We start from the raw sequence: 21,259 nt of genomic DNA on the forward strand, positions 1-21,259 counted from the left end.
TATGTCAAATCCTGATTCCAATCCATTTGCCGATTCTGTGTGTACATCTTATACGGCTTGCCGTGAAGCATCAACAGGTAACTGTTGCGAGATATGCCAAGGTATAACCTCACTGCGTTACGGTTGTACATTGGCATCCTTGCCCGCTCAGAGACTTTGCTGGTGCGGTACTCGCAAGCTCGCACCTATTCACTATTATAACAATGATTTATATGGAACAAAATATTGAGGAACAAACACAATCTCCAGAGGAGAAAAAAGAAACAAGATCCGTTTTTATCGGAGCAAAAGTAACTCCCGGTCAGAAGGAGTATATAAAGTCACAGGCCGATCAATGCGGTATGACAGTAAGCGATTACTTGCTTGCCTGCGCATACAACTACCGCCCCAGACCGAGGCTCACAAAAGAAGAAACAGACCTATTGCAGAATCTGGACAACTGTCGGTCAGACCTTGTAAAATACACTTCTGCACTTCGTGGAATGTCCACAAAGCAACGAATGATATTGTTCAATCAGGTGCCGTTCATGGTAGGCTGGCTCAAAGAGCTTGGCAATATTGCTGAAAGCGTCTGCCAATTTCTCAACGCCGTAAAAGAGAGAAATAAGATTCCATCTAACGAAAAATCCGAAGAAGTATGATAGCAAAAGCTAAAGCAATATCGCACGGCATAAACGCCATCCGTTATATTACCGGCGAATCTCTGAACAAAAAACACCCGGAGAAAATCTATCGGGTATTGGACAATCTGATGCCGTCGCAACCGGATACTCTGGGGATATGGAACTCCATGCAACTGACCTTATCACGTTTCAAACCCATTAAGAACTCGGTCATCAGAATCGAGCTAAGCCCCTCTGCCGAACACACCCGTTTCTTCGACATCGAAGACTGGCAAAAGCTCTGGCAGGATTTCGCTACGGAGTTTGACAAACAAGTGTTTACCGGTAAGGACGGAAAAGTCCGTTCCTGCCAGACCAATCTGGCTAACAGCAAATATACAGTTTGGCTACATAAGGAATCCGATGGCGAAGTTCCTCACCTTCATGCTGCTGTCTGCCGTTTGGATGAAGACGGTAACATCAACAACGACCACAACATTCATCTTCGTGCGCAACGTGCTGCCGAGCGAATAGCAAAGAAACGGGGCTGGACTACTGCTGTGCAAATCCGATATACCAATATCCATCAGGTGAATCGTGATTGTATGGATGCACTGAGATCAATGTCTGAATGGTCTTGGGAAGAATACAAAAATGCCCTCACAAGAAAAGGTTACTCTGTACACGAAAGAAAGGATGCGCAACACGTTATCAGGGGCTACGCACTTGTAAACGGCAATACCAAATACAAGGCTTCCGAATTAGGTGTTGCCCGTAATCTGATGATTTCAAAACTCCCTAAAACATGGGACAAGCTGCATCATAAGCCGCAAGTTGCCGCTGTTAGCAATCAGCCTAAGGAAACTCAAACGGAGCAGAATCTCAAACCGTCAGCATCCGCAGAGCATTCCAGATATAGCACTTATCATCCCGATACTATTTCCTATACGCTTAATCATGACGATAAGGAACATCGGTTCTATATTCCGGAAAAAGTACTTGAATATTTCAACGATAAGTTTGACTACAGAGATACTGAGAACAGTCAGGAACTTACCGATATGGCTGTAGCTATTTTTGTCGGACTGCTTGAAACGCCCAACGTTACCACCGGAAGTGGTGGTGGAGGTTCACAAAGTAATTTGCCTTGGAGAGATAAGGACGAAGACGATTTGCAATGGGCACGAAGATGTGCTCGTGCTGCCGGTCGCCTACTCGGAAAGAAACCAAAATCAGGATTAAAACGATAATCAAATGAAAAAGAAATTCGACTTTTCCGCAGAAATGGCTGAAGCGGAAGCAATAAAGTCCAATCCTAAGAATGAATATCAGGAGGAAGAAAACCGCCTGCTCAATATCAATGCGCAAGAACTTGCCAAGCTGAACGACAACGTGTTCAAGTTGAGAACGGAGGTCGAAAGTCTGTCCGGTTCTATCCGAGAGTGTAAACCTATCATTTCTTCAGAAATGCAGAAACTGGCAGTGGAATTTGGGGCAAGGCTTCTATGTGATTTTCTCGGTCAGATTGAGAGCAAATGCAAGGAAGCCGAGCGAAGAATGAAGAAATCCGGCAATGCCATCCATATTCCGGCTACCACATTTTACATCACTATTGTAATACTGGTAGCCCTATCTTCTTTTTTCGTTAGCATGATAGTGGCAAACGCTGAGATATTGCATTCAAGTCTGATTTGGAAAGCAGTTGCCATCTGTGCCCTTATTGCAATTTCGGGGACTGCCATGGCTATAATCGTACCGAAGATTTTGGATAAATGGACATAATTGAAAGTTACCGAATCTTTAGGAATCAATTATCATTGGCGTTTGTTTGGTCATATCAGAGATTATTTGTAATTTTGTAACCGCCGTAACTGTTACGGTGGTTACTATAAATAGCAGGGAATTTACTATGAAGTTTTATAATCGTACATCTGAATTGCAGGAGCTGCATCGCATTCAAAAGCTCTCATTTGACAGTCATTCACGCATGACGGTGATTACAGGTAGGCGTCGAATTGGCAAGACATCGCTTGCAGTGGAAGCCACAAAAGGAGACTACCCTACTGTGTATCTGTTTGTAAGCCGCAAGAATGAGGCTGCTCTGTGTGCGGAGTTCTCACAACTGATTGTCTCTGTTTTAGGCTGTTATATACCTGCGGAGATAAAAAGTTTCCGCTCACTTTTCCAGATGATTATGGAACTGGCAAAGGCACAAAAATTCAATCTCATAATTGATGAATTTCAAGAATTCGAAAAAATAAATCCATCTGTTTTCAGCGATGTGCAGAATATTTGGGACCAATATCGTAAGGAAACTCATGTAAATTTGATTCTGATGGGTTCGGTGTTTTCGATGATGCACCGTATTTTTGAAGGGGCAAAAGAACCGCTATTCGGCAGGGCTGACAATATCATCCGTCTTACCGGATTTGGCACAGATACTCTTAAAGAGATAATGAACGACTACCGTCCCGGTTATGATAACGATGAACTGCTTGCACTATATTCAATCACCGGCGGTGTCCCGAAATACATAGAATTATTGTGTGAGAATACTGACTTGTCCATCTCCGGAATGTTTGACTACATCGTGCGCGATAACTCTCCATTCACAGATGAAGGTAAGAATATTCTGATTGAAGAGTTTGGCAAAGACTATGGCATCTACTTCTCAATACTCAGTTGCATTGCCTCTGGCATAAACAATCAGTCTGATATTGAAGTTGCGTTGGGAGGAATAAGTATCGGCGGACAACTCCGTCGTCTGATTGATGACTACTCTCTTATCACTCGTCAGCGACCGATAATGTCGAAAGAGCGCACACAAGCCATCCGCTACGAAATCAACGACAATTTCCTGAAATTCTGGTTCAGGTACTACGACAAGAATCAATCCATCGTAGAGATACGGAATTTCGTACTTCTTCGGCAGATAATCGAATCGGATTACCCTACATTCTCAGGACTGATGCTCGAACGATATTTCCGTCTGAAGATGATAGAGAGCCATCAATATTCAGCCATCGGCTCGTGGTGGGAACGCAAGAAAGGCAAAGAAGCCAACGAGATAGACATTGTAGGCATACGAGCCGAAGGAAAAAAGGCATTGGTAGCCGAGGTTAAACGTCAACGACGCAACTACGACCACAAACTCTTCACCGAAAAGGTCGAGCATCTCAAAAACGCCATTCTCTCAAATTACGACATCGAGACTTGCCTTTGGACAATGGAGGATATGTAACTTATTGACCACATTTTATCTGCCACCAACCGTTACGGCGACCATTGACACGAATAAGGATGCCCTTTTCTACAAGACAGGATGTGATATTTTTCACTGTGCGTTCTGATTTGCCAATGGCTGTTGCTATGTCTTTCTGCGTAATTTTGGGATTATCTTCAATGCAACGCAATACAGCACTCTCTTCTAAAGTGTAATTCAAAGTGCAAATTTTGCTCTTTGGAACTTCTACTCTTGCACTTTTGAGCCCTATTTTAGAAATATGCATATCTCGGTTATGAAGCTCATTTTGCTCACCGAGAATCAAATTTCTGAAAAACAAGACTAAAAAGGAATTGTCGTATGCAATGCCTTTAGGGATGTTCTGATAATTGGCACGAACAAGAGCATTACGAAAATACCACGATTTTTCAGCAAATAAATCATTGGTTACATTAAAGCCCATCGAACGGAGATACTTGATAACAAATACTGCCGTTGTCCGGGTATTACCCTCCCGAAACGGATGGATCTGCCATATTCCAGAAGTAAACTTTGCCAACTGCAAAATAACAGCCTCCATACTAAGTTGCGTATAATCAACCTGTTTTTCCTGACTCAGATCGTATTCTATGGTCTGACGGATTTCATCTGCCGACACATAACGCACTGTATCACCTTCAAGTATCCATTCCTTTTTAGTGATATTCACAGTTCGTAACTGACCGGCAAACTTGAATACGCCCTCAAATACCCGACGATGAATTGCCATCAGGCCTGCCAAAGAAAACGAAAAAGTCTTCTCATTTAACAGTTTGACTATATTTGAAGATACGCAGTCTGCCTCTTCCTGTTCGGCACTTTGGTCGTCATGTGCAGACTTTGTTTCATAATATTCTTTCAGATCCCGTCGTACTTCATCAATAGACATTTCGCCCTCGATATGCTTCCTGGCAGATTCTATCAGATAGGATGATACTTTCAGCCCATCGACATCTTGCAGTCCGATAGCCGTTTGCCATGCCTGAGCTTTTTCTTTTCGTCCCGGCTCACCTTGCTGTATATATTCGTCAAAATTTATCATAAATCATTATTCCTGTTCGTAATAATACGAAGCCAATTCCCTCTCTCCGTCAACATTAAGCACAGAAAACTACCATTGGAGTTTCCTCTTCCTAAACTGCCCACACCTCTCAATCATTATAAAATATGTTGATGTTTTGCTCATAACAAATACATATTTTTCTATATCAAACTGAACCCAAATTCACGAATAGTTTCTTCGCTATCTCTTCCTGATACAGATTTACCCGTTGCTATTTCTATTCTATCAAGCAATTGTTTTGCTCTATCAACGAAGTAAGCGTTGAAATCATCTGATACAAGATGAGCATAATTTATCTTATGAGATTCTATTGCTTCCTGAATTTGAACTTGCATTAATCCTTTATTAGCCATAGTACCAATATAAATACTTGGTGCGTGTCCTCCAATTGAACGGTTGGAGGAAGCATATATTGGAGTCTTATTTATAACGGAATTCCATTTTATACGTGGAAGATTTTTTCTTTCACAATAGGTTTGAGGAAATATATGATGAATATCAGCATCCTCATCAATATAAGATGCTATATCCATACGATGACCTGTCATAAAGTCAAGAGGTGAATCTTGAAGAATAAGTGCCATAATCCCCTTGTATGCAGCACTGTTTCTTGTCTGCATTGTCAATAAACGAGTGGGCTGTATACTGGAACGATATACAGTTTCTGGCATTTCGCCTCCTTCCATCCAACGAAATATTCCAATTATATCTGTTGCAAACCGGGCTTCATTGGCTCCACCATATAATTCACCCATCACGCCACACCAATACCAACGAGATAATAAACTTTGATTGCATCCAAGATGTAGCATCCTTTTGTTTTCATTATCGTATGCAAAAATTGCTGCAAGAGGAATGAGTTGCGAAGAGTAAGGTAGATCTATAGAACGAAATATGCCCTGATGCACCAAGAAATCCGCTGCATCGCAAAAACCTTTAACTAAAGCACCGTGGTATTTCAGATAATCCTGTAATTCAAGTTTAAGAATATCTCTTTTCTTACACGTAACTGCCACACGTTCATCATCACCAGAAACAACTCTTTTATAATATGATACCAACAGAGTCATTGCTGCCAAAAAATTGGCTCCAGTAATTTCTTTTAGAAGTTCGCCATTCACTTTTTGCGCAAACATATTGCGAATGATTTCCCAGTCTTTTCTCAGTTCGTGACCATCAGCAGCAAAAGTTGCTGTGACAAGTTCAAAAACAGTCAAAGGTACACCTCCTGTATTTACATTCTCGAAAATCTGACAGACAGCTTCCTTTGGGGTATCTTTATCAAGCTGAATTACAGGCATATTATACTCCAAAATAGGACGAAGTATTTGTTGTGAAAAGTCACGGAATAAATTGCGGTATTCTTTATCATTTTTATAATAGTCCTCCATATCATAGTGCCAATCTTCTGTATCGTTATGAGAGAACGTAATGTTCAATGGAAACATCAAATTTTCAAATTCCTTTTCTCTTGTGGATAAATCCAAAGTTACTGTGCGACCTATATCCGTTGTACGTTGTTTCTTCTCGGATACAGATACTATCGCTTCCAACCTGTCAACCTCAGGATTAAGACATTTACGAATATCAAGATAGTAATAGCGTTTTATTGTTGTATCCCTATTAGTCTCCAGTCGAGTGTTAGTTGCATTCTTACTCTTCAAAACCTGATACAACGTTGTAAGCCTCTGTTGTCCATCAAGCACAAGCCATTCAGGTGTAACTTCTTTTGTTGAATACACCCCTTCAAACTTACGATATTTAAAACGAATATGCTCACCACCATTCGCCAAAAACATAGCTGCTCCCATTGGGAAACCAGATGTAATGCTTTCGATAAGTTTACATATCTTCGTATCATCCCAAACCCAGCTACGCTGAAAATCCGGCAATTGAGCCTTACCTTCCTCAACCATCTTCAGAAGGTCGTCAAGTTTTTTATCATGTGATTCTACTGCCATAGTCTATTCCTTTATATTTATGATTTTCTTTATTGTTTCTAAATTCATCGTATCTGTGGTAGAAATACGATGTGGACAAAGACCAAACTTTGTGAGTAATTGATCTTTGAGGATATCTCGTGATTTCTGTACATCGCTTTTCTGGTGAAAATGCCAGCCATCAACCTCAATCGTTTGGAGTGGTTGCTTGGTGAGTGAATTGTAGATAAGGAAATCCACATGAGAAAACGGACTTTCTGCGAAAGCCTTTTCTTCTTCACTAAGCAAATTCCAATCGCCAATTAGTCGAGAGAGCGGATAATGACATAATACTTCCGCATTAATCAAATTCAAATCTGCAATAGCTTTTACCAGAACCTCATAAACGAGGTTTTCAGATAGATGGTTCGATACCGAAGGATGGGTGGCTTCATGCGCCAAACGCTCTACGGTGTATTGCTTATAGAGCAAATCAAACACAGAGTGGAGTTTACTTTCCTTAACCTCAAAGTTGTTGTATTGTACATAGGCAATGAGTTGGGCTAGATTCGATTTTTTCGGCATCTCATTACCATTAGTCACAATACGCAAACGAGTCTTGGCACGTGATATAGCAACATTGAGCAAGTTGGCATCATCGGAAAACTCCGTTGGTTCGTTATCAACTGTGCTTATGATGATGGTATCGCACTCTCTACCTTGGTATTTATGTACCGTGCTGGCTATATCTTGCCCTAAAACCTTATTTACTTCTTCCGCTTGATTACGATATGGAGTAATAATACCAACGCTATCCATATCCTTACATTCTGGCATCACTTCCTGGGTGATGACATCAATCTCTCGCTGATTAAAATGTGCTCGCGCATGATTGCCTTTAGCTGTACGGACTACTTGCAACACATTCTCTTCACCGTTGTCGGTGGTCATAGCCACCAATTCTCCATTATAAAATCGTTGATTGCAAAATTCAATAATCTTGGGATGGCAACGGTAGTGTTCACGCAGTAACGTGACAGGGGCTTCCGTGAATACCTCTATACATGATTGCAGAAAACTATGTGTCACAGCGTTGTATCTGTTATCTACACTATATGTTGTCTGAATGGCATTTAGTGCAAGTGATTCTTCACGGCTCACTACATTAGGCAATTGCTTATCATCGCCAACAATCACAGCATTCATCGCACACGAGAGTGACAATGCCCCGGTTTTAATGTCCACTTGCGACGCTTCATCCATGATTACATAATCGAAAACCATATCCTTATTGATGCAACTCTTGGCGGAATAGGTAGTGCTAAGTACGACAGGGTATTCTTTCAAGAATTCATCGGTTCTTGGTTTGATGTCTCTAATAGAGAACCTTTTTCTTTCAACGGTTCCATATCGTTTGGTAATTTTATCCTTCAAAATTTGCAAGGAAGAGGAACGCAGATCTTTTACAGACTGATTAATATCAATGGATTGAAGCGTATGGGTTATGAAGCCCAATTCTTGCTCGATTTCAGCCTTACGAGAGAAATAGTAGGCTTCTTCCAATCCAGCTATCACTTCGGCAACTTTACCGTTAAGGAACGAGAATGTCTTCATTCCCATAGCAAATGACCACTTCAAACGAAACCAAAAACCGGGCTTATGCTCTTTCTCTACCATCATTCGGTAAAGGTTGAGCAGAGTCATCAGTTTGGAAGATGGTTTACCATGAAGCCAGTTGTTATCTGTATTGTATGTTCCTAATAGCGCATTATATTTGCTCTCTTTCAGCAACGCATCATATTCCGTCTTTAGTTGAGCTTGACGTAACTGTCCGTCAAATCCTTTAGAAACGTTCTGGAGAGAATCATTCGCCAACTGATATATTGTTGATTTGTCCTCAATATTCCAATCTGTCATATCAGGATAACCCTCTTGATTGGCAATAAACGTCTCTTTATTCTTGGCACTACCGAGCTTGGCCACGATAAAACCAAGTCCTTCGCTCTCCAATTTTTCTGCCACATTTTCTACGGCTGAATTGTTGTTCGATACGACAAGCACAGTTTTTCCTGCCACAAGCAAGTTTGCTATGATATTGAGAATCGTTTGTGTCTTACCTGTTCCCGGAGGCCCTTGTATGATACTCACCTGATGTGTCAATGCTTTCTCCACCGCAGATTTTTGGCTGGCATTGCATCCAAATGGATAATAAACCTGCTTGGGCAAATAATAAGTTACCAATTTCGTCTTATTACCAAGATATTGCGCCAAAGGCACATTATCGCGCATTATATCTACTAAGTCATATTGTTTAGAGAGGATGTTATCTTCATCCTCTGTTATCAGACCTGTTTCAGCAGCCAATTTACGAAGATATTCCCAAGTAGAGCCACCATTTTTGTCAATGGGAGTACGAGTGATATAGACATCATTTCCCTCAAAGTTCTCATAGTAACCATTGTGATAGGTCACTCGATAGAATGTATGACAAGTGTCAGAAAACCGCAATACTTCTGCCACATTGTTGATGTGCTTATTCTTGATATACAATCCTTTTTCGCTGAGATCTACGGCTTCTGGATCGGTAAAATATAACAGACGGGCTTTATTGTAATTGAACACACGAGTAGATGACGAGAACCGAACAGCCCAAAGACCGTTCTTGTTCTCGCGGATAAAGGAGACTTGTTCGGTGATAAACATTCGCTTATCGCCACGTCTCTCTAAATCTACTATCATGTATTGTCTTGTGTCCATTTTTGTATCTTATCAAGAGTTCTTCCCATATAGGGTACGAAGAGTAAAATCTATTTGGTCTATGTAAACAACCTCTTGGATGTTATCATAAATAAAACCTCCTATATGATGCTCTTCGTATTGCATTTTAATATAGGCATCTCTATTTTCTTTTGATTGAGCAATAACTTCAAGAAGAAATAGATGTCCATTAAGATGTAGAGTGTAAAAACCATACTTCTCAATTTCTTTAATGCAACTATCTGTCATTGGAAAAACTGGATGTTGCATATAGTCTCCAATCAAATAGATCCCTCTATTAAATATATAAAATAATTTTGCATCACCTTCATTATATCTTGCAAATCTACGAATGTTATCAAACCTTGAATCTAATCCATTGCCAGTTTTATTATGGTAAGTTTGAAGAAATATCTCGAATATACCTCGCTTAAATTGTCTTGCAAAAAATAACTGGAATTTTGTGGTTTGCCAATTCCTTTGTTTGTATACGAGAGTTCTTTTAGATTCATAATAATTAAATAGTAATGATTTTAACTTTTGTTTTTTATTTCTTTGATTTAAGAAAAAATGGCGTGAAATATTCATCACTTCTTTTACACAAACTTCAACTGCAAATCTAGGTGGAGCTGGTATTAAAAAATCCGGATTACCAAAGTAACTGTTACAATCATCACAAATATCTACACCAACAACATCTCCACCCATTGATTTGGGTAGGATGTGAGGTCGGTGCTCAAATTTTACTTCTGGTGCTGACTTTCCACAGAATATACACACTCCAGTATTTACAAATATTTTCTTCATTTAAAAATTCAAAATCAAAATTCTTCCAATTAAGGAATTAAAGATAAATGCTATTTACTTTGTTACAACATTATACAAATCCTGATAGGTCTTCACCACACTATACACCACATCACCAGTACTGATAGCTGCAAAGTGGCGGCGGGCACATTCTATCTTGACATCCTCGGAATGACGAAGCTGAGATACCTCAATGTCATTGCCTTTGGTTTCCGCTACGAAATAGACGTGCTTCACAGTGCCTTCCCGGAAAGCTACAGCCCAGTCGGGATTGTATTTGCCCATTGGGGTGTTGATGTAGAAACCTCCCGGCAGTTTGCTATATACCACCACATCATCCTCGGCTTCCAGTGATTCGGCAAAGCTCTTTTCGATGCCCTCGCTATCCACTACTACAAGGTCGTAGAGCGACTTGGTGCTTTCGATGGCATCCCTACCGAGCGTACCGCGCAGTGTAGCTTCCTCAAAGATGTCTGTGCCAAAAGTACCGGTACGTTTTTCGTATTGGATATGTTGGATGAGGGAAATTGCCTTACAGTCATTGATAATGCGACCAGCCTTAATGATAAACTCCTCAGGGTTGAGCTTGAACTGATGGAAAGTTGCAGGATTGATACCTTTCAGCATTTCCACAATAGTACGGCGAGTAAGCCCCGTAGCCTGTACCAGTTCGCCCACAAGGTCATACGTTACCTCTGCGCCAATGGCTTCCGTCACACGGATAGTCTTCACTGTGGCTGCGCTCATAGCAGCTCCGGCTTCCAACTCCTCTCGATCACGGATGCTTTCTATACCGCCGCTCTCCACTACGATGCGGATTTCTGTAACATTCAGATGCTTGTCGAGCGCGTCAATGGCACTCTTGATGAGTTTATACGTTTCAAAACTCACGTTATAGTAGGTACGTGTATTGATACGCTTCCACAGCTCTTGCCACTCTTTTTTGTTGAAGTTGTCTTTCACGAAATGAGCTTCCGTCTTGTTGCGACCATTGGCTGGTTTGAACGCATCGGGATTGAATACCTTATCCAACTGCTTGACGATAAACGAGCGTAGATTGTCCACTTCACCAAAGCTGAGCGTTCCAGCTTTCTTTTCATCAAAATACATCTGCGTCAACTTACCCTTTTTGATGTAACCCTGCCCAATCAGTTCCTCGTGGATTTCCACAGCCTGCTCAGTGGTTATCTTTATGTTATGTCCGTCCTCAGTTTGCGTTAGCTGGTCGGTAAACAACGTAGGCGTTACAACCACCGGACGGTTGCCGCAGGCTTCCGCCATGTCTGTTTGCAGTTTCTTGGCAAAGTCGTCATAGCTTTCGCTGGCGATAACGGTCAGTATATTGGTATCAAATACACGATCGCCTAATACATCGGCATCTTGGCGTTCTCCCTTGTCGTTAACACATAAGCGCATACCACGCCCCACCTCCTGACGTTTCTTGATTTCGTTGGAGGTGTCTTTCAGGGTGCAAATCTGGAACACGTTAGGATTGTCCCAACCTTCCTTTAAGGCCGAGTGAGAGAAGATGAAGCGAACGGGACAACTTTGGCTAAGCAAACGCTCCTTATCCTTCATGATAAGGTCGAAACCACGTTCCTCATTTTCGCCTTCCTTATTCTTCGATTCCACGCTCTTTCCTTTTTTATCGATAGAGAAGTAACCATCGTGAATATTTTCGGGTGCATTCCTCGGGTCGGAAAGAAAGCGTGTGTAGGCGGCATCCGTAAAGGTAGGCATAAACTCCTGCAAGGCACGTTGGTACTCCTCTTCAAACATCTTTGCGAACTTACCCTTTTCCACGTTGTCTTTATCGTAGATGCGGTAGCTATCCACGTGGTCGATAAAGAACAATGACAGCACTTTGATACCGCGAGCGAAAAGTTGGCGTTCACGCTCCAAGTGAGTTTTGATGGTTTCTCGTATCTGGTTGCGGCGGAGAATGTCCTCGTTCACGCTGCCCACCACCTCACCGGGATGAAGCGTGAGTCCGTTGAGGAAATGCACGGTATTGGTCAGTCCGTCTATGCGCTCCACTTTGAAATTGTCGGCATACTCCTGCAAACCGCCGCTTTGTTCTTTGAGGTCGAATCCTTCACCGACCAAGTGAATGGTCTGACGTGGGCCACTGGTTGTCTTGACATCGAAGCCCAATCGAGCTTGTGGATTACCTTTGCTTATGACGATTTCATCCAGATAAACATAGCCATTGGTGGCTGTAGAACCCACTTGATGCACACTGCGCACTTCTATCTTCTTGACCAACTTCTTGTTGTAAGCGTCGATGGCATCGAGGCGATATACTTGGTTGAATATCTCACGATGTGTGGCACTGTATAGCAAGGTAAAGAGTGGATTAAACAGTTTGATACCTTTTCGTGTGGCATTGCCTTTGTCCGTACCCAACACGCTTTGCGGCTCGTCAATGATTAGGATGGGATTCGTCTTTGCCAAGATGTCAATCGGCTTTCGCGAGCCAAACTCATCACGGCGTGAGAAGATGATACGGGCGGCTGCATCACCGGCACGCCCTTCCTTGTTTTTATCTTCGTTGAGCGAGGCATTAAAAGCCTGTGTGTTGATTATCATCACATGGATGCTGTTGTCCGAGGCAAAGGCATCAATTTTGGCAAGCTGCTTGGAGTTATATATGAAGTACTGCATACGCTTGCCGTACTCTTCGGCAAAATGTTCTTCCATACTCTCAAAACTCTTGAACACGCCTTCGCGGATGGCAATACTTGGCACTACAATCACAAATTTCGACCAGCCATAGCGAGCGTTCAACTCGTACATGGTCTTAATGTAGGTATAGGTCTTACCCGTACCTGTTTCCATCTCGATGGTAAAGGTACGTCCGTCGCCCTCCAGATGTTCCACGGGCTTCAATCCTTCTGCCATCTGTATGCCACGCACATTCTCGCAAATGCTCTCATTGTCAAGCACAAGGGGCAGATTGCCGAAACTGTCGAAGTTGAGCGCACCAAACTTGTTCAAGAAAGTGCGGCTACCGTCATGCTTGGGTTGTCCCTGAAACACGTCGCTCACGCATTTGGTGGCTTCAGCTTGAAATCGCTGATGTTTATATTTGATTCTCATAAGCTACTATTCCTCCATACCATCTATGATGTTATTTAATTGTGCCTGCAGCTCTTCTTTCTTAGGTAAGTATAATTGATAACGTGCAGCAAACAACTGATTGCTGATGCCTTCAAGCGCATATTCCATCAAGAGTTCGTCTTTCTTTGCGCCCAATACGATTCCAATAGGTGGATTGTCGTCTGGTTGGCAAATTTCTGCCTTAAAGTAGTTCAGATATAGATTCATCTGCCCGATGTCTCCGTGTTTGATTTCAGCACGTTTCAAGTCTATCAGCACATAGCATTTCAGTATGGCATGATAGAACACCATATCTACCTTAAATCTACGACTCCCAATAGGTATGACATATTGACGACCAATGAAAGCAAAACCTCTACCTAACTCCAGCAGGAAAGTTTCCATATTTGCTTTCAGAGCTGTTTCCAACTCACTTTCTTTGTATCTCTTGCGAACAGGCAGACCGGTAAATTCAAGCACGTAAGGGTCTTTAATGATGTCCTCCGGCTTTTGAACTATGTGCCCCTCGTTTGCCAAAGCCAGTATTCCTGCCTTATCCGTGCTCAGTGCAAGCCGTTCATACAAAGAACTGTTCATCTGTCTTTTCAATTCCCGCACTTTCCAACCTTCCTTGATAGCTTCGGTCATATAGAATTGCATTTCCAACGGATCTTCGCACTTCAACAACTCAAAGTAATGACTCCACGTCAAAATGTGAGACACTGTCTCACATTTTGGAAACTTGAGGTAAAACATACGCATGTATGTTAAGTTGGAGCGACTGAACCCCCTGCCTCTCAACCGTGTCAAGTCCTTGGAGAGGTTCACTAATAGGCGGTCTCCATAGCGAGCTTTGGCGTTACCTTTTTGCTCAAATTCTATAATATATTGTCCTGTCGCCCAATTCGCCATCAGTAACGAATGGTTCACTGCCTTGATAGCTTTACCACGAGCATCATTCCAAAGTTCTGAAATATGTGAGACAAGTTTCACATATTCAGAATCGCCTTCTTTAGGATGCTGTATGATGATATTCTTTTCCATTGAAAATGTCGTTTTATTATATTACTCTGATATTATTAAACGCATCATTATCCGCCCAATCCAAGGCTTGCTTGAATTGCTCATAAATGTTGATTTTCTGAGCATCTTCCTTAAAGCAAGCATCACGGAAGAGTACACGCAAGGGACTCTTTTCGGCCATCGCAGCTACTACCTTATCGGTAATGCCTTCGGAGAAGCAAGCCACGAGGTCGCCTTCATTGACGATGTAGATAGTGCAGCCATCCACGGTTTCTGTCTGCAAAGGTAAGTCCAAGCGAACACCCCATGCCAACATTGAACCATAGAGCAGGTCGAGATCGGTACGGTCAGCCTTGATATTGTTAGCAAAGAGGTCGAGCTGGTCTTGTTTGTATTCCTTGGGCGAAATTGATACTTTCTCGTAGTTGCTTTCATCGAGGCGATAGACACGGAAGCCGGTGTCGAGATTTTGTGTAGTAAGCGGAAAATCAGCTTTGATTTTTGCACCGGCACGACGGATGCGTTCTTTTCCTATTTCGCAGATATTTTTATAACCTTGGTCTTTTTTTGTATCACTTACTTCTTCAGGTAATTGAACCATAATAAATCGACAATCAGTGTCCTTATCTGAATTAGTCTTCATCAAGGCATGAGCGGTACTTGCCGAACCTGAAAAGAAGTCCAATACGATAGAGTCTTCTTTCAAATTGGCCAAAGTAATAAGACGTTGAAGCAATCTTACAGGCTTTGGTCCGTCAAATACACCTTTATCCCCAAAAAGAGATACTACTTCTTTTGCACCTTCTTGACTATGCCCAACTTCTTTATAAAAAAGTATAGATGTTGGAGCCATACCATCAAACTTAAGTTCAGATAAAAACCTTTTGATACATGGTACGCTATTGCCATCGACACCGAATGAAATTCGGTTGTCGCGGAGTCTCTCGAAGAACGCGTTCTTCGAGAGACTCCAGCAGCGTCCTGCTGGAGGCTCTACGATCTTCCCCGAAGGGGTCGTGATGGGATAGTCACATGCTGCATTATATGTCTTGACAGACATATCACTTGGTTTCCAAACACCTCGTGGATCATTGTCTGGATTAGAATAACGAGCATTAGCTTCTTCTGTTCTCTCTAATCGTCCAATCGTAAAGTCTTCTATTTGTTTGGCAAACATCAAAATATAATCATGGCTATTTGAGATGTATTTTGCGTCATTTTTGGGTGAGTAAGCTCTTTCCCACACTAATTGTGCTACAAAATTATGTTCCCCAAATACTTCGTCGCAAATATTTCTCAGATTGCGCACCTCATTATCATCAATCGAAATAAAGACAACTCCATCCTCCGTCAATAGAGAACGAGCCACCAATAAACGCGCATAAATCATTGAACACCAATCCGAATGAAACTTACCATTCGTATCGGTATTCTTACGGAAGCGATAGCCCAATTCGTCCACATTGCCGGCTTCGATATCCTCCTCGGCTGCGGTGCGGGCAAAGTCATCGTGATAGACAAAGTCATTGCCCGTATTATAAGGCGGGTCGATATAAATCATTTTCACCTTACCCATATACGAGCGTTGCAGGAGTTTGAGCACTTCAAGATTATCACCTTCGATATAGATATTCTTTGTGTTGTCCCAATCCACGGAATCTTCCATCACCGGGCGCAAGGTCTTATCGGTTGGTTTGGCAGCTTCCGCACGAGCAGCGTTCTTACCGACCCATGTAAACTGATACATCTCGCCATCGCCATCTGTGGCATGGTCGCCAAGCAATCGGCGAAGCACCTCGAAGTTTACCTTTCGAGAGATTTCACCCGTCTTGTCATCACGTACTTCGGTAAATGCCGAAGGTGCAATCTGATAGAGCGCATCAAGATTGAGTTGCGTTCCGTCTGCGGAGTTCAAGTCCAAATGTTTTAATATGTCAGCCATATATGTTGTTTCTTAATTGTTTTCTAATGTTTTTAAAGCCTCTTCCAGCTTGGCAATCTCACGCTTCAAGGTACGAGCCTCGCTGTTGAGTTCCATCTGTTTGGCAAACTGCCTTTCATTCCGTACACGCTTCTGCAAGGCTTCCGCTGTCCGTCGTTTACGGGACAATTCATCTTGCAATGCCATAATCTGCTTCGTATCGGTAGCGTTGGTAGTACCGAATCCGGAAATCTGACCAGCAAACGCTTCGTAGATATTATCCAGTGACGAACCTGCCAGTTCCAACTTTACCTCTGTCAATGGCATCCATTCCATGCGGAAGGTCTTCAAAATATTGAATCGTGTTTTGTCCGCATCTGCCCATTCCTTGTAGTTGAGCAACAATCTACCACGATTGGCATATTGCAGCACAAACACCACATGGCGCGGCATCTGGCGGTCGATAGCAAGAAACACATCATCCGGCGTATCTTCCACTTTGAGCGTCACCAAGAACACCACAATTTCATGCACCGCCTTACCCTCGTCCACATTCATGGTGGATGGAGTCAACTTATAGAGCCATTGTATGCGTTCCACATCTTCCACAAATCGCGTCTTCAAGCGGGTGTTAATCTCCAAATGCTTGTAGAAAGCTGTCTTGGGCACCAATCTGTCCACGTGCGTGGAGGTGGGGAAGTTAAGTGTATTGTCCATTTTGTCTCATCTAATTAACCTCATTATTATGATGCCGTTCATACGAATCCCATAAAAAGCGCACGAGAGTTGTACTACTTCCAATCGCTAAACTAGCATGACGAGATTCAAGCCCTTTATATGAGCTGGACTTGCCATGTCCACTACCATACAGATTTCTCAGTTCTGCAACGCCTTGTGCAATAGCTTTAAGATTACCGAGAATTGCCTTTATAGACTTAGCTCCTTTAACATCATCAGGAATGTTTTTAGGCATCAGATGAAAGTGTTTGAAAGTTTCATCAACAAGACGTGGAACTTCCCAATCTTTATCAACAGTACAACCTTCAAGTTCAAGTATTGTTTTACAACAACTTTCAATTAGTTCTTTAGCCTTACCAATTGCTTCTGTTGGATTTTCATCCTTCAGATTGAGCATCAAATCAATTTGAGCTGATATGTAATCGCTGTCAAAAGCTTCTTTTAAAGTTTTAGCCGTAGCGGTCATAACCATTGTACCACCTGCTTTATCAAGTATGCCACGGCACTTCTTATAAGCAATAGCACGTTCTTTGCGGTTTTCCTCATCATGTTCCTTCATTGAAGAAAGTTCGTAGTGCCTGATTAAATCGCTAAGTAACTTTATTTTATCTTCATATTTTGCATCGCTAATATAGGCTATAAGGGATCTTCCTTTGGACTTCTTATATTTCTCACAAAGAGGTATGCCAATGCTTTGAAATGTAAAAGAGTTGAAACCAGCTGTGGTAAAATCCAAAACATAACCATCTTCATTTAAGAAGTTGATTATTGTACCTATTTCTATATCTGATATTCTCATTTTTCTTTAATTATTAAGAACGTGATTAACTCAAAGTCGTCCAGCCCTTTGATTTCTCCCTGCAAGGCAGTTGTCTCACCCACAGAGAAAAGGCTCTCAATGTCAGTCTCTTCCTTAATACTTACGATGCTGTCAATAGCTGTTTGGAGCAACGTGTTGTACTTGGTCATGCGGCGGCCGTCATGCGTTTCACGGTTGACTGCAGCACAGAGCGCACGGTCATAATCGTTTTGATTTTTACAGAGCGCACGCATGATGTCGAGCAGTTGTTTAGGGTGCAGATGGTCGCAAATTACATCACCGTCATCGGCTAGATAGACCATATAGAACGGATGCAGTTGATTCTTACGGTCAATATTAACAGCATTGTTGCGGTTCTTCAGCACAAACATTACGCCCGGCTTCGCCAATTCGAAACCGGCTACCACCGCATTCAATCCGAAAGGTGCATGTTCAATATCCGGATGTTCCCTGACATATTGCAGGAGGTCAAGCCGGAACTCGTTCAGTCCCAAATCCATGATATTGATACCGGTGTCCATATCTTCAATATCCACCACTTCATTCTGCAACTTCTTTAGTTGTCCAAGGCGATATTCCAAATCGGCTTCTTCGCCCATAGAAAGCGGATTACCGGTACCTGCTGCGGTAAGGATAGTAGCTTTCATTCGACTTTCTACCCGCCCTTTGAGTTGAATATAGTCGTCAAGTTCCATATCCGGCCAGTAGTTGACAAGCTGGATTTGTTTGTTCCGGCTACCGATACGGTCGATACGCCCGAAACGCTGGATGATGCGTACAGGATTCCAATGGATGTCGTAATTGATGAGGTAGTCGCAATCCTGCAAGTTTTGGCCTTCGCTGATACAATCAGTAGCTATAAGTACATCAATCTCATCCGTGGCATTGGGAAAGAGGGCTGCACGGTCTTTCGACAAAGGTGAAAAATAAGTCAGCACATTATTGAACGACATAGGAAACTTCGGCAATGTGCATCTGCCATCGGTAGAGCCGGTAATAAGAGCCGTATCAAGTCCGCAAGTTTCCTTTATCTTCGTGGACAACTGCTCATAGAGATAATTGGCTGTGTCGGCAAATGCCGTAAATATAAGCACTTTCTTGTTTTCTCCATTTATCGGGTTGCTGAACTTATGTTTCAAATCCTCGATAAGCATCTGCAACTTGCTGTCATGTTCGGGCGTAATATCCTTCAACATCAGCAAGAGCAGGTCTAACTGTTCAAAATCGGCTTCAAGATCGCGTCGCCAACTCACATAGTCCATGTCAGCCAATGAAATCTTCGACTTCTTGGTAGCAAATGGGTCGGTGTCGCCTTCGGATGAATCCATATCATCAGTGAAAGAAGATACATCAATGGTTGCACCGGAATGTTTCTTGTCGTATGCATCTATCAGTTCCATTGTCTGCCGAATGTACTCATGGATGCGGTTAAGCGTCAGTCGGAAAGAATTGACCGAACTTTCCAGACGTTTCAACAGGTTGGTGGCCATGAGTTTGCGCAAGCCTTTCTCACGACCGTCAATAGACAGGCCTTCACCATCGTAGTCGATACTGTAACCGCTACGGGCACAATCGAAGAGATAGAGCGAAGGGGTGTATATGGAAAGATTCAGGGCATTGAGCTGTTCAGCAATATCTTTGAAATTGATGGCATCGCCCAAGTCCGTCAAGCGCGGACGGCGAGACAAGGGAGCAAGCCGCTTGGGAAACTCGCCAATATCCTTCGTGTCGTAATACTTGATAATATGGCTACGACTACGTGCGATGGTCACGGCATCGAGCATCTGAAAAAAGTCAAACTGAAGACTTGACAGCAATCGTTCCGTAGTCCGTTCGTTTGGCTCCAACTTAGCCCAACGATTATAGGCAGTTTGAGCAGACTTGAATATGTCGTCAATGTCACGGTCAAGTTCAAGGGCTTCATTGATATTCTCCACACGCCCCTCGTATGCCAGTTGTAACTGGTTCTTCAAATCACCGAACCGATTATTGACCGGAGTTGCTGAGAGCATGAGCACTTTCGTCTTCACACCTTGACGAATAACACGCCACATCAACCGCTGATAACGGTTCTCCTTGTGGCGGTCTGTTTCTACGAGCGTATCAAAATTCGCCTCATCCTCTTCGTCCACATTACCGCCATTGCGGAAATTATGGCTCTCGTCAATCACAATCAAGTCATAGTTTCCCCAATTCACATGTTCCAAGTCGAGACCATTACTCAAACCACGGTCGCGTGAAAGGTCGGAGTGGAAGAGGATGTCATACCTTAGCCGATCGGCAGCTACGGGATTGTTCTTGTAATTGGCACGGAAAGTCTGCCAGTTGTCATTCAACTTCTTCGGGCAAAGCACCAGCACCGACTTGTTGCGATTCTCGTAATACTTGATGACCGCCAACGCAGTAAAGGTCTTGCCCAAACCTACTGAATCGGCAAGGATGCAACCATTGTATTTTTCCAACTTGTTAATGATAGCCAGCGCAGCATCACGTTGAAAGTTGTAGAGCTTATTCCAAATGACACTGGTCTTGAAGCCCGTGCGCTCATTGGGTAGCACATCTTCGCTGATGTCTTCCAAGAACTCGTTGAAGATATTATAAAGTGCGATGAAGTAGATGTATTCTGGAGCGTTTTCCTGATATACAGTGTCTATGTACTCCAATATACGCTTCGTTACATCCTCAAACTTCTCATCATTGTTCCACTGCTCATTGAAAATATCCAAGTAGGCACTTGCTGTTGGTGAAGGCAATACATTGACTACATTATATACATTGGCACCACGCTCACAGCCCAATTGTGTGGTGGTAAACTCATTGAACGGGAGATAAACCTGTTGAGTTTCGTTGTTGACGTGCATAAATCCACCCATCTGTTCTTGCGAAGCATTGGAACGAAACTGCACTTTCCTGCGAATCCAGTCGGCACATTCTTTGGCAATGGCTTTCTGTGACAACTGGTTACGCAGACGAATTTCAAAGTCCGTACCATACAAATTGCGCTCTCGGTTAAGTTTAGGGATGAAAAACTCTCGTTTCTCTTTCTTTGATTTATCCTTGATGAAAGTAGGAGACGTAAAAATGAAACGCAATTGCTCCACCTGCTCCAGTTCTTCTTTCAATGCTTCGTAGGCATAAATGGAGAATGAAGCCGCAGCAATAGACACACAAGCCCCTTTGGATAACCGTCCTTTGAGGTCATCCACAACACGCTCGCTTATGTTGTTTATCAACTTAGGTTGTTCCAT

The 21,259-nt window shown here is 42.6% G+C and carries 14 protein-coding genes; 4 read left to right on the forward strand and 10 right to left on the reverse strand.

All coding sequences use genetic code 11. From position 1 onward, the window contains the following. Positions 1-212: 212 nt before the first annotated feature. The 4 genes from HMPREF1532_RS02830 to HMPREF1532_RS02845 all read left to right on the forward strand — a co-directional run bounded on the left by HMPREF1532_RS02830 (position 213) and on the right by HMPREF1532_RS02845 (position 3,843). Complete coding sequence (locus HMPREF1532_RS02830; protein ID WP_005924505.1) at positions 213-641, forward strand: plasmid mobilization protein; 429 nt, start codon at positions 213-215, stop codon at positions 639-641. Further along, positions 638-1,852: a relaxase/mobilization nuclease domain-containing protein gene (locus HMPREF1532_RS02835; protein ID WP_005924509.1), complete on the forward strand. Its 1,215-nt coding sequence runs from the start codon at positions 638-640 to the stop codon at positions 1,850-1,852. The genes HMPREF1532_RS02830 and HMPREF1532_RS02835 overlap by 4 nt, the downstream gene beginning before the upstream one ends. A gap of 4 nt (positions 1,853-1,856) precedes the next feature. Next, positions 1,857-2,384 carry a hypothetical protein gene (locus HMPREF1532_RS02840; RefSeq protein WP_005924512.1) on the forward strand — a complete coding sequence of 176 codons (528 nt, stop codon included), beginning with the start codon at positions 1,857-1,859 and terminating at the stop codon, positions 2,382-2,384. Between the two features lie 127 nt (positions 2,385-2,511). After that, positions 2,512-3,843 carry an ATP-binding protein gene (locus HMPREF1532_RS02845; protein ID WP_005924515.1) on the forward strand — a complete coding sequence of 444 codons (1,332 nt, stop codon included), beginning with the start codon at positions 2,512-2,514 and terminating at the stop codon, positions 3,841-3,843. Between the two features lies 1 nt (position 3,844). On the opposite strand, the gene HMPREF1532_RS02850 is transcribed toward HMPREF1532_RS02845, so the two are convergent. The 10 genes from HMPREF1532_RS02850 to HMPREF1532_RS02895 form a co-directional block, all read right to left on the reverse strand. Next, entirely contained in the window at positions 3,845-4,906 is a 1,062-nt protein-coding gene (locus HMPREF1532_RS02850) for a Fic family protein (RefSeq protein WP_005924518.1), read from the reverse strand. A 161-nt stretch (positions 4,907-5,067) separates the two neighbouring features. Continuing rightward, positions 5,068-6,888: a GmrSD restriction endonuclease domain-containing protein gene (locus HMPREF1532_RS02855; protein WP_005924521.1), complete on the reverse strand. Its 1,821-nt coding sequence runs from the start codon at positions 6,886-6,888 to the stop codon at positions 5,068-5,070. A 3-nt stretch (positions 6,889-6,891) separates the two neighbouring features. Continuing rightward, on the reverse strand, positions 6,892-9,603 hold the full coding sequence (locus HMPREF1532_RS02860) for an AAA domain-containing protein (protein ID WP_005924524.1): 2,712 nt from the start codon (positions 9,601-9,603) through the stop codon (positions 6,892-6,894). Between the two features lie 12 nt (positions 9,604-9,615). Then, on the reverse strand, positions 9,616-10,410 hold the full coding sequence (locus HMPREF1532_RS02865; RefSeq protein ID WP_005924527.1) for an HNH endonuclease: 795 nt from the start codon (positions 10,408-10,410) through the stop codon (positions 9,616-9,618). A 54-nt stretch (positions 10,411-10,464) separates the two neighbouring features. After that, positions 10,465-13,509, reverse strand: a complete 3,045-nt coding sequence (locus HMPREF1532_RS02870; RefSeq protein ID WP_005924530.1) for a type III restriction-modification system endonuclease — start codon at positions 13,507-13,509, stop codon at positions 10,465-10,467. A gap of 6 nt (positions 13,510-13,515) precedes the next feature. Then, positions 13,516-14,553 (reverse strand): PDDEXK nuclease domain-containing protein, encoded by a 1,038-nt coding sequence (locus tag HMPREF1532_RS02875; RefSeq protein WP_005924532.1) that lies wholly within the window; start codon positions 14,551-14,553, stop codon positions 13,516-13,518. A 16-nt stretch (positions 14,554-14,569) separates the two neighbouring features. Next, positions 14,570-16,474, reverse strand: coding sequence for a site-specific DNA-methyltransferase (locus HMPREF1532_RS02880; RefSeq protein ID WP_005924535.1), 1,905 nt, complete (start codon positions 16,472-16,474; stop codon positions 14,570-14,572). A gap of 12 nt (positions 16,475-16,486) precedes the next feature. Beyond that, a complete protein-coding gene (locus HMPREF1532_RS02885) occupies positions 16,487-17,170 on the reverse strand; it encodes a DUF4391 domain-containing protein (protein WP_005924538.1) in 684 nt (227 codons plus the stop codon). Positions 17,171-17,180: 10 nt separating this feature from the next. Beyond that, a complete protein-coding gene (locus HMPREF1532_RS02890) occupies positions 17,181-17,990 on the reverse strand; it encodes an abortive infection family protein (RefSeq protein ID WP_005924540.1) in 810 nt (269 codons plus the stop codon). Then, positions 17,987-21,259 (reverse strand): helicase-related protein, encoded by a 3,273-nt coding sequence (locus tag HMPREF1532_RS02895; protein WP_005924542.1) that lies wholly within the window; start codon positions 21,257-21,259, stop codon positions 17,987-17,989. The genes HMPREF1532_RS02890 and HMPREF1532_RS02895 overlap by 4 nt, the downstream gene beginning before the upstream one ends.

It is taken from the genome of Bacteroides salyersiae WAL 10018 = DSM 18765 = JCM 12988 (genome assembly GCF_000381365.1).
Lineage (GTDB): Bacteria > Bacteroidota > Bacteroidia > Bacteroidales > Bacteroidaceae > Bacteroides > Bacteroides salyersiae.

Excerpts from the sequence above, each read along its gene's own strand:
- HMPREF1532_RS02845 (WP_005924515.1), top strand. The coding sequence starts at position 2,512 with ATGAAGTTTTATAATCGTACATCTGAATTGCAGGAGCTGCATCGCATT.
- HMPREF1532_RS02840 (WP_005924512.1), top strand. The coding sequence starts at position 1,857 with ATGAAAAAGAAATTCGACTTTTCCGCAGAAATGGCTGAAGCGGAAGCA.
- HMPREF1532_RS02830 (WP_005924505.1), top strand. The coding sequence starts at position 213 with ATGGAACAAAATATTGAGGAACAAACACAATCTCCAGAGGAGAAAAAA.
- HMPREF1532_RS02855 (WP_005924521.1), bottom strand. The coding sequence starts at position 6,888 with ATGGCAGTAGAATCACATGATAAAAAACTTGACGACCTTCTGAAGATG.
- HMPREF1532_RS02850 (WP_005924518.1), bottom strand. The coding sequence starts at position 4,906 with ATGATAAATTTTGACGAATATATACAGCAAGGTGAGCCGGGACGAAAA.
- HMPREF1532_RS02895 (WP_005924542.1), bottom strand. The coding sequence starts at position 21,259 with ATGGAACAACCTAAGTTGATAAACAACATAAGCGAGCGTGTTGTGGAT.
- HMPREF1532_RS02885 (WP_005924538.1), bottom strand. The coding sequence starts at position 17,170 with ATGGACAATACACTTAACTTCCCCACCTCCACGCACGTGGACAGATTG.
- HMPREF1532_RS02890 (WP_005924540.1), bottom strand. The coding sequence starts at position 17,990 with ATGAGAATATCAGATATAGAAATAGGTACAATAATCAACTTCTTAAAT.
- HMPREF1532_RS02835 (WP_005924509.1), top strand. The coding sequence starts at position 638 with ATGATAGCAAAAGCTAAAGCAATATCGCACGGCATAAACGCCATCCGT.
- HMPREF1532_RS02880 (WP_005924535.1), bottom strand. The coding sequence starts at position 16,474 with ATGGCTGACATATTAAAACATTTGGACTTGAACTCCGCAGACGGAACG.
- HMPREF1532_RS02870 (WP_005924530.1), bottom strand. The coding sequence starts at position 13,509 with ATGAGAATCAAATATAAACATCAGCGATTTCAAGCTGAAGCCACCAAA.
- HMPREF1532_RS02860 (WP_005924524.1), bottom strand. The coding sequence starts at position 9,603 with ATGGACACAAGACAATACATGATAGTAGATTTAGAGAGACGTGGCGAT.
- HMPREF1532_RS02875 (WP_005924532.1), bottom strand. The coding sequence starts at position 14,553 with ATGGAAAAGAATATCATCATACAGCATCCTAAAGAAGGCGATTCTGAA.
- HMPREF1532_RS02865 (WP_005924527.1), bottom strand. The coding sequence starts at position 10,410 with ATGAAGAAAATATTTGTAAATACTGGAGTGTGTATATTCTGTGGAAAG.